The organism is Hydrogenophaga sp. (assembly GCF_031426985.1).
Taxonomy (GTDB): Bacteria; Pseudomonadota; Gammaproteobacteria; order Burkholderiales; family Burkholderiaceae_C; genus Hydrogenophaga.
Map to the genome: position 1 here is coordinate 1 of NZ_JASJOY010000148.1, position 9442 is coordinate 9442.

Annotated in this window: 10 protein-coding genes and 1 pseudogene; 10 read left to right on the forward strand and 1 reads right to left on the reverse strand. The window is 68.4% G+C overall.

Going from position 1 to position 9442, the window contains the following annotated elements; genetic code table 11:
* The 6 genes and pseudogenes from RMP09_RS16190 to RMP09_RS16215 form a co-directional block, all read left to right on the forward strand.
* Positions 1 to 947: pseudogene (locus RMP09_RS16190) on the forward strand (threonine synthase); the annotation flags it as partial.
* Between the two features lie 19 nt (positions 948 to 966).
* Complete coding sequence (gene mobB, locus RMP09_RS16195) at positions 967 to 1500, forward strand: molybdopterin-guanine dinucleotide biosynthesis protein B (RefSeq protein ID WP_310567015.1); 534 nt, start codon at positions 967 to 969, stop codon at positions 1498 to 1500.
* A 46-nt stretch (positions 1501 to 1546) separates the two neighbouring features.
* On the forward strand, positions 1547 to 2836 hold the full coding sequence (gene glp, locus RMP09_RS16200) for a gephyrin-like molybdotransferase Glp (RefSeq protein WP_310567016.1): 1290 nt from the start codon (positions 1547 to 1549) through the stop codon (positions 2834 to 2836).
* Positions 2833 to 3084, forward strand: coding sequence for a molybdopterin converting factor subunit 1 (gene moaD / locus RMP09_RS16205; RefSeq protein ID WP_310567017.1), 252 nt, complete (start codon positions 2833 to 2835; stop codon positions 3082 to 3084). Before glp ends, moaD begins: the two co-directional genes overlap by 4 nt.
* A gap of 2 nt (positions 3085 to 3086) precedes the next feature.
* Complete coding sequence (gene moaE / locus RMP09_RS16210; protein WP_310567018.1) at positions 3087 to 3560, forward strand: molybdopterin synthase catalytic subunit MoaE; 474 nt, start codon at positions 3087 to 3089, stop codon at positions 3558 to 3560.
* A 19-nt stretch (positions 3561 to 3579) separates the two neighbouring features.
* On the forward strand, positions 3580 to 4347 hold the full coding sequence (locus RMP09_RS16215) for a GNAT family N-acetyltransferase (protein ID WP_310567019.1): 768 nt from the start codon (positions 3580 to 3582) through the stop codon (positions 4345 to 4347).
* 42 nt (positions 4348 to 4389) lie between these two features.
* On the opposite strand, the gene RMP09_RS16220 is transcribed toward RMP09_RS16215, so the two are convergent.
* Positions 4390 to 5316 (reverse strand): LysR family transcriptional regulator, encoded by a 927-nt coding sequence (locus RMP09_RS16220; RefSeq protein WP_310567020.1) that lies wholly within the window; start codon positions 5314 to 5316, stop codon positions 4390 to 4392.
* 102 nt (positions 5317 to 5418) lie between these two features.
* Between RMP09_RS16220 and RMP09_RS16225 the strand changes: the two genes are divergently transcribed.
* The 4 genes from RMP09_RS16225 to RMP09_RS16240 all read left to right on the forward strand — a co-directional run.
* On the forward strand, positions 5419 to 6492 hold the full coding sequence (locus RMP09_RS16225; protein WP_310567021.1) for an amidohydrolase family protein: 1074 nt from the start codon (positions 5419 to 5421) through the stop codon (positions 6490 to 6492).
* A gap of 51 nt (positions 6493 to 6543) precedes the next feature.
* On the forward strand, positions 6544 to 7512 hold the full coding sequence (locus tag RMP09_RS16230) for a tripartite tricarboxylate transporter substrate binding protein (RefSeq protein ID WP_310567022.1): 969 nt from the start codon (positions 6544 to 6546) through the stop codon (positions 7510 to 7512).
* Positions 7513 to 7522: 10 nt separating this feature from the next.
* On the forward strand, positions 7523 to 8764 hold the full coding sequence (locus RMP09_RS16235) for a flavin-dependent oxidoreductase (protein ID WP_310567023.1): 1242 nt from the start codon (positions 7523 to 7525) through the stop codon (positions 8762 to 8764).
* A 95-nt stretch (positions 8765 to 8859) separates the two neighbouring features.
* The coding region (locus tag RMP09_RS16240) for a Clp protease N-terminal domain-containing protein (protein WP_310567024.1) at positions 8860 to 9442 on the forward strand (583 nt) is incomplete at its 3' end.

Here is a 9442-nt window from a genome sequence, read left to right on the forward strand (position 1 = left end):
GCGTGCGCGTCTTCATGCTCAGCCCGCACGGCCGCATGAGCCCGTTCCAGCAGGCGCAGATGTTCAGCCTGATGGACGCCAACATCCACAACATCGCCGTCGAAGGCGTGTTCGACGACTGCCAGGACATCGTCAAGGCGGTGTCCAACGACCTGGACTTCAAACGCAAGTACAAGATCGGCACCGTCAATTCGATCAACTGGGCGCGCCTGCTGGCCCAGGTGGTCTATTACTTTGCCGGCTACTTCTACGCCACGAAGTCCAACGATGAAAAGGTGAGCTTCGCCGTGCCCTCGGGCAACTTCGGCAACGTCTGCGCCGGCCATGTGGCCCGCCAGATGGGCCTGCCGATCGCTCGCCTGATCGTGGCGACCAACGAAAACGATGTGCTCGACGAGTTCTTCCGCACCGGCACCTACCGCGTGCGCGGCAGCGCCGACACCTACGAGACCTCCAGCCCGTCGATGGACATTTCCAAAGCGAGCAACTTCGAGCGCTTCGTGTTCGACCTGCTGGGCCGCGACGGCGCGCGCACCAGGCGCCTGTTCGACGACGAGCTGCACCTGCACGGCCGCTTTGATCTCGGCGCCGATCCGCTGTTTGCCAAAGCCGCCGCGCAGTACGGCTTCGCCAGCGGCAAGAGCACGCACGCCGACCGCCTGGCGACCATCCGGGCCACGTTCGAGGGCTTCGGCGTGATGATCGACACCCACACCGCCGATGGCGTGAAGGTGGCGCGCGGGCTGCGCCAGGCCGGCGAAAACGTGGTGGTGCTGGAAACCGCGCTGCCGATCAAGTTCGCCGAGACCATCCGCGAAGCCCTGGGCCGCGAACCCGCGCGCCCGGCCAGGTTCGACGGCATCGAAGCCCTGCCCAAGCGGGTGCAGGTGATGGGCGCCGACGTGGTGGCGGTCAAACGCACCATCACCGACCACTGCCCGGTCTGAATCTGCGCGGCAAAAGGCCATGAAAGTCGTCGGTTTTGCAGGATCGTCGGGTGCGGGCAAGACCACCTTGGTCGAGCGCCTGATCCCGTCGCTCAAGGCGCGCGGGCTGCGGGTGTCGGTGATCAAGCATGCGCACTGCGGCCTGGAAACCGACCATCCCGGCAAAGACACCTGGCGCCACCGCGAGGCCGGCGCCTACGAGGTGCTGGCCGCCTCGCCAGAACGCCTGGTGCTGCAGCGCAGCTTCGAGCAGCCGCAGGAACGCTCGGTGCACGAGTTCATCCCGGCGCTGCACCCGGGCGTGGACTGGGTGCTGGTCGAGGGCTGGCGCGACAGCAACCTGCACAAGATCGAGGTCTGGCGCTCGGCCACTGCCAAACCGGTGCGTTACCCCGACGACCCGTTCATGGTGGCCATTGCCTTGCCGGTGGCCGACGCGCTGCCGGTGGACACCCTGAGGCCGCGCCTGGATCTGGACGACCCGGATGCGCTGGCCGCCTGGCTGGTCGACAATGGGGACCGTTTCGAGTACGACCCCGAAGCCTATCTTTGACCGCCGATCCGCTGGCCATGCGGCAGCGTTCGGCGCCCGAACCCACATGAACGCTCCTCAAACCGCCCGCAAGCCGTTGATGGCGCTGGACGACGCACTGGCCGACCTGCTGGCGCGCGTCGCGCCGCTGGCCGCCACCGACACCCTGGCCACCGTCTTGGCCGATGGCCGTGTGCTGGCCGATGACCTGGTCTCGGCCCTGCACGTGCCGCCGCAGGACAACTCGTCCATGGACGGCTACGCGGTGCGTGTGGCCGACATCACTGAAAAGGGCGTGGTGCTGCCGGTCAGCCAGCGCATCCCGGCCGGCCACGCGGCGCAGCCGCTGCAGCCCGGCAGCTGCGCGCGCATCTTCACCGGCGCCCCCGTGCCGCCGGGGGCGGACGCCATCGTCATGCAGGAGGACACGCGCGAGGTCGGCGGCGACTTCCACGCGGTGCACATCGATGCCGTGCCAACGGTCGGTCAGTGGATCCGCCGCGCCGGCGAAGACGTGACCCGGGGCGCCGTGGTGCTGCCGCGCGGCACGCGCCTGTCGGCCGCAAGCCTTGGATTGGCGGCGGGCATTGGCTGTGCCCAGCTGACGGTCACCGCCCGGCCGCGCGTGGCGCTGTTCTCGACCGGCGATGAACTGGTCATGCCCGGCGAGGTGCCGCCGGAACAGATGAAGCCCGGCGCGATCTACAACAGCAACCGCTTTTTCCTGCGCGTGCTGCTGGAACGGCTGGGCTGCGAGGTCAGCGACCTGGGCATCGTGCCCGACCAGCGCGAGGCCACGCTGGCCGCGCTCAGGACCGCGGCCGACCACCACGAACTGATCCTCACCAGCGGCGGCGTGTCGGTGGGCGAAGAAGACCACATCAAGCCCGCCGTGCAGCAACTGGGCAGCCTGGACCTGTGGCAGATCGCCATGAAGCCGGGCAAACCCTTCGCTTACGGCACCGTGCGTCGCGATGCCGGTGCGGGCGCCGACGCCAAAGGCCACTGCCATTTCATCGGCCTGCCGGGCAACCCGGTGTCCAGCTACGTCACCTTCCTGCTGCTGGTACGGCCCTTCCTGCTCAAGCTGCAGGGCGCGGCCGAATCGGCCTACCAGCCGCCGTTCAAGTCGATGAAACTGCGGGCCGACTTCGACCTGCCGCGCGCCGACAAGCGCCGCGAATTCCTGCGCGTGCGGCGCAACGACGGCGGCGGCCTGGACCTGTTCCCCAACCAGAGCTCGGGCGTGCTGACCTCCACCGTCTGGGGCGACGGCCTGGTGGACAACCCCGCCGGCGGCACCATCGCACGCGGCGACCTCGTCAACTACATCGCTCTTTCGGACCTGCTCGCATGAAGATCCAGCTGCGTTATTTCGCCTCCATCCGCGAAGCCATCGGCAGCGGCAGCGAAACCCTTGAAACCGCCGCGGCCACGCTGGCCGCGCTGCGCGACGAGCTGATCGCCCGCGGTGGCGCGCACGCCGAAGCGCTGGCGCGCGGCCGTGCGGTGCGCGTGTCGCTCAACCAGACCATGGCCGACGAGTCCGCCGTGTTGACCGAGGGTGCCGAAGTCGCGTTTTTCCCGCCCGTGACCGGAGGCTGAACATGAATGCCCGTGTCTCCATCCAGACCGAAGACTTCGACCTGTCGGCCGAGGTCGCCCGCCTGCGCGCCGACGAGAAGGGCGTGGGCGCGGTCTGCACGTTCGTCGGCACGGTCCGTGACCGCAACGACGGCCAGTCGGTCTCGACGATGGAGCTGGAGCACTACCCCGGCATGACCGAAAAGGCCATCGAGCAGATGATCGACGAGGCCTTCACGCGCTTCGACATCTTCGGCGCCCGCGTGATCCACCGCGTGGGCCTGCTGCAGCCGCTGGACCAGATCGTGCTCGTGGCCGTGACCTCGGCGCACCGCGGCGAGAGCTTCCAGGCCTGTGAGTTCCTGATGGACTACCTCAAGACCCAGGCGCCGTTCTGGAAAAAGGAACAGACGCCCGAGGGTGCCCGCTGGGTCGATGCGCGGGTCAGCGACGACGCTGCGCTGGCCAAGTGGGGCATCGTCTCCAGCAACGCCTGACCACCTTCCTGCCGCACCCGTGGTCCTGAGCGCCGCCGACATCGAAGCGATCGAGCGCGCCACGCTCACCGCGGTGGCGCCGGAGCGGGTGGACGCCCTCGACGGCTGGCTGCTGCCCCTGGACACGGGCACCGTCGGCCGCGCCCACAGCGCCGTGCCGCTGCACCACGGCGCGCACGATCCGGCCCTCATCGACACCATTGCCCAGCGCTACCGCGAGGCTGGCCTGCGACCGGTGTTTCGCCTGCCGGACCTGCCCAGCTTCGACGCCTGGTGGCCGGCGCTGGCGGACCGGGGTTTCCGGCGCGAGCAGCCGACGCTGACCCAGACCGGCGTGCTCGACGGCCTGCTCGCGCTCGCCGGTGATGCCGATGGGGTGTTGCTGGACCCGCGCCCCGATGCCGCCTGGATGGCGATGTTCCTCGGCGAGGGGCTGGACCCGGTCGATGGCGCGAGCCGCTCCAAAGCCTTGTCGCGCGCCGAAGGCACGCTGTTCGCCAGCCTGCGCGAAGGCGGGCAGACCCTGGCCTGCGGCGCCGCCAGTTACGCCCAGGGCTGGTTGAGCATGCACGGCCTGCGCACGGCCGCCAGTCAGCGCGGACGTGGCCTGGCCGGCCGGATGATCCGGGCCATGGCGCTGGAAGCGCAGCGCCGTGGCATCACCCGTGCCTTCCTGCAGGTCGACGGCCGCAATGCGCCGGCGCTGGCGCTGTACCGCCGCGCCGGCATGTGCACCGCCTGGTCCTACGCCTACTGGCGCCTGCCGGCCGTTGCCGAGGGGGGATGACCGCCAGCGCCCCGGGGCCATGCCCGCGCGGCCCCGGCCGTGTCACGTGCCCGGATGCGCCGTGGTGGGCATTGGTCCACCCAGCCGGGCCGCCTGGAGTTGCTGCGTGAGCCAGTGCAGCAGGCTGCGGATGCGGGGCAATTCGATCCGGTTGGCCGGCACCAGCGCCTTGAGCCACAGGTCGGGCAGGTGGTGGTCGGGCAGCAGCTCCACCAGCCGGCCACCGGCCAGCGCCGGTGCCACCAGGTAGTCGGCCAGCACCGACACGCCCAGGCCGTCGAGCGTGGCCTGGCACAGGGCCACACCGTCGTTGCTCTTGAGCTTGGGTCGCACCACGTCCACCCCCACCAGGCCCTGTGGCCCCTGGAATTCCCAGCGGGTGCCCGCGGTGGCGAACACCAGGCAATCGTGGTCCATCAGTTCGGCCGGGGCCTGCGGCGCGCTGCGCCGCTGCAGGTAGGCGGGCGCCGCGCAGAGCCGCCGGCTGATGGGGCACAGCGGCACGTCCCGGACCTGGCCGTAGGACTCGGGGCGCGCCCCGATGGCCAGGTCGAAGCCTTCTTCCAGCGGGTTGACCGAACGGTCCGCCAGCACGATGTCCATGCTGATCAGGGGCTGTTCGGCCAGAAAACGGTTGAGCAGCTGGCTGAGGTTGAGCACACCGAGCGTGGTCGGGATCTTGATGCGGATGTGACCCTCCAGTTCTCCGCTGGCCTGGGCCATGCCGGCCAGCGCGTCGTCCACCTGGCGGACCAGGCCCCGCACCACCGGCAGGTAGCGCTCGCCCACGTCCGTGAGGGTGAGCTTGCGGGTGGTGCGGGTGAACAGCGGCGCGCGGATGCGCCATTCCAGCTGTTCGATGCGTTTGCTGATCACCGATGGCACCAGTCCGGCCTGGCGGGCTGCGGCCGAAAAGCTGCCGGTCTCCGCTGCGGCCACGAAGGCTTTCAGATTGCTCAAGGTGTCCATATTGATCTCGATCTGGAAAAGCTCATTGCGCGAAGTTGCTTATTGTTGTGCAAACAGCAGCTAATTAAGATGGGCCGCAGACGACCAGACAGGAGACAGACCATGCAGTTGCCGGACCCTCAGTCCACCCGGGTGCCCGCGTCCGCGCCGTACCTGCGCATCGCGACCGAAGAGGCGTTTGCGCCGCCCGAGATGCTGGACATCTACCGCCGCATCCTGGAGCGTGGTGATGCCGACCCCGGCTTTCGCGGCCTGATGGGCTTTTACATGAGCAGCCCGAGCGAGCGGGCGCAGCACATCATGCGGTGCCTGACCGACCTGGACGAGTTGCGCCTGCAGCACATGGACGCCTGTGGCATCGACGCGCAGGTGCTGGCGCTGACCTCGCCCGGTGTGCAGGTGATGGACAAGGCCACCGCCGTGTCGTTTGCCCGCGTGGCCAACGACCACCTGGCCGACGCGATCCGCCGCCACCCGACGCGTTTTGCCGGCATGCTCGCCGTGGCACCGCAAGACCCGCAGGCCGCAGCGAAAGAGATCGAGCGTGGCGTGACCCAGCTGGGCATCCACGCCGTGGTGATCAATTCGCACACCCAGGGGGAGTACCTGTCGGACCCGAAGTTCTGGGACATCTTCGCCGCCGCCGAGGCGCACGACGCGCCGATCTACCTGCACCCCAATTCGCTGCCGCCGGGCATGTACCAGCCATTCTTCGAGGCCGGGCTGGACGGCGCCATCTACGGCTTTGGCGTGGAAACCGGCCTGCACGCGCTGCGCATCATCACCGCCGGCGTGTTCGACCGTTTCCCGAAGTTGCGCATGGTGCTGGGCCACATGGGCGAAGCGCTGCCGTACTGGGCCTACCGGCTGGACTACATGCACCGCGCCACGGTGAAGTCGCAGCGCTACGCCAGCGTGCAGCCGCTCAAGCGCCAGCCCAGTGAATACCTGCGCGAGCACTTCTACATCACCAACAGCGGCGTGGCCTGGGCACCCGCCATCCGCTTTGCACAAGATTTCATGGGCAGCGATCGCGTGCTCTACGCCATGGACTACCCCTACCAGCACGCGGTGGACGAGGTGATTGCGCTCGATGGCATGGCCATGAGCGCCGAAGACCGGCTGCGTTTCTTCCAGACCAACGCCCAGGCGGTATTCAAGATTCCGCCGCGCTGAGCCGTTGGCCGGTGCGCTTGGTGATCGCGACAACAACCACAGGAGACCCCCATGAAAAGCCCTTCGCGTCGACTCTTTGCCGGACTCGCATTTCTGATCGCCACCTGCGGCGTGCAGGCACAGACCTGGCCCTCGCAGCCGGTCAAGATCATCGTGCCGTTCACGGCCGGGACCGGCATGGACACCATCGCCCGCGCCGTGGGGCCCCGTCTGGGCGAGCGGCTGGGCCAGCCGGTGACGGTGCAGAACATGCCCGGCGCCAGCGGGAACATCGGCGCCGATGCCGTGGCCAAGGCCCGTCCCGATGGCCACACGGTGCTGATGGGGGCCAACACCATGCTGATGGCCTCGCAGCTCTATCCGAATGTGCCGTTTGACCCGGTGAAGGATTTTTCGTCGGTGTCGCTCGCGGCCTGGGGCACGCTGATGCTGGTGACCAATCCCAAGACCGGCATCAAGACCTTGCCGGAGCTGGTGGCCGTGGCCAAGGCCAGGCCCGGTGCCATTGCGTTCGGGTCGCCGGGTGTGGGCACACCCCACCACATGGCGATGGAGCTGTTCAAGGCGCGCACGGGCCTGTTCATGCTGCACGTGCCGTACCGGGGCACGGCCGGCTACATCACCGATTTGTTGTCGGGCGAAGTGAACGTGGGTTTCCTGCCGGTGCACATCGCGCAGGGTTTCGTCAACAGCGGCAAGCTCACGGCCCTGGCGGTGGGCAGCCCCAAGCGCCACCCCGTGGCGCCCGGCGTGGCCACGTTTGGCGAACTCGGCGTCAAAGACGTGGAAGTGGACCTCTGGTACGCCTTCTTTGCACCGGCCAAAACGCCTGCGCCGGTCGTGACGCGGCTGAACACCGAGATCGCCGCCATCCTGCGGCAGCCCGACATCAAGGAACTGCTGGGCAAGGCCGGCATGGACGCCGCGGCGTCCAGCACCGACGAGCTCACCGCGTTGACGGCGAAGGACTATCCGCGCTGGGGCGAGGTGATCCGCCGCAACGGCATCAAGGCCGAATGAGGGGGGCCCCATGAGCAGCCAAACACCCCGGATCGCCGTGGTGGGCGGGGGCATTGCCGGCCTGTCCTTCGCCCTGCACCTGCACCAGCGCGGCCTGGCCTGTGATGTGTACGAAAGCGTGGCCGAGGTGCGTGAGCTGGGCGTGGGCATCACCCTGCTGCCGCACGCCATGCGCGAGCTGGCCGCGCTGGGGCTGCAGCCGGCGCTGGAGGCGGTGGGCATCGAAAACCTGGAAAGCGTGTTCTTCAACCGCTTCGGGCAGTTCATCTACCGCGAGCCGCGCGGCCGCCACGCCGGCTATGCGGTGCCCGAGGTGGGCATCCACCGCGGCAAGTTGCACCGCATCCTGTACGACGCGGCGGTGCAGCGCCTGGGCCAGGATCGCATCCACACCGGGCACCGCTGCACCCACGTCGCGCAGGACGAGGCGGGCGCGACCGTGCATTTCAACGACGCCCAGGGCGCGCCGCGCGAGCCGGTGCCGGCCGACATCGTGGTCGCGTGCGACGGGGTGCATTCCGCGGTGCGGCGCCAGTTCTACCCGGACGAGAAGCTGGCCTTCGCCGGCATCAACACCTGGCGCGGCGTGACCCGACACAAACCCATCCTCACGGGCAAGAGCTACCTGCGGGTGGGCTCCATCAAGACCGGCAAGATGGTCATCTACCCCATCGTGGACAACGTGGACGGGCAGGGCGGCCAGCTCATCAACTGGATGGCGGAGATCGAGCGCCCGGGCGAGTCCATGAACGACTGGAACCAGGGCGGGCGGGTGGACGACTTCATCGGCCTTTTCCAGGACTGGCGGTTCGACTGGTTGGACGTGCCGGCCCTGATCCGCAACGCCGACCAGGTGCTGGAGTACCCGATGGTGGACAAGGACCCGATCGACCGGTGGACCTTCGGCCGGGTGACCTTGATGGGCGATGCCGCCCACCCCATGTACCCGCGGGGGTCCAACGGCTCGGCCCAGGCCCTGATCGACGCCCGCACGCTGGCCACCGAACTGGCCCGCGACCCGTCCCACCACGCTTTGCCGGCCTACGAAGCGCTGCGCCGGGAGGCCACGGCGCGGGTGGTGGCGACCAACCGCAGCGTGCCGCCGGACTTCATCAACATCAAGGTGGACGAGCTCAGCGGCGACCGGCCGTTCCGGCACATCGACGACCTGATCAGCCAGGCCGAGCTGCGCGAGATTTCCGAGCACTACAAACAAATCGCAGGCTTTTCGCTCGAAGCGCTCAAGTCCTGAGCGCCGCCGGCGGAAGACCGCATCAGGGTCAGGGGCTTGAAAGGCCGCAGAAGTGCTCCATGTAGTGGGCAATCCATTTTTGCGGAGTGCTTTTCATGCGACTCGACAAACTCACGACGAAATTCCAGGAAGCCCTGGGCGAAGCCCAGTCGCTGGCGCTGGGCGCCGACAACGCCTACATCGACCCGGCCCATGTGCTGCTGGCCATGCTGCGCCAGGCCGACGGCCCCAAGTCGCTGCTGCAGCGCGCGGGCGTCAACGTGGCCGGCCTGACCAAGGCGGCCGAGGCGGCGGTCAAGCGCCTGCCCGAGGTGCAGGGCCAGGAGCAGGTGCAGATCGGCCCCGACCTGAACAAGCTGCTGCAGGCGACCGAAAAGGAAGCCATCAAGCGCGGTGACGAGTTCATCGCCAGCGAGCTGTTCCTGCTCGCCTTGGCCGATCACAAGGGCGAACTGGGCCGCATCGCCAATGAAAACGGTCTGACCCGCAAGAGCCTGGAGACGGCGATCACGGCCGTGCGCGGCGGCCAGAAGATGGACAGCCCCGAAGCGGAAGGCCAGCGCGAAGCCCTCAAGAAATACACCCTCGACCTGACCGAGCGCGCCCGCCTGGGCAAGCTGGACCCGGTGATCGGCCGCGACGACGAGATCCGCCGCGCCATCCAGGTGCTGCAGCGCC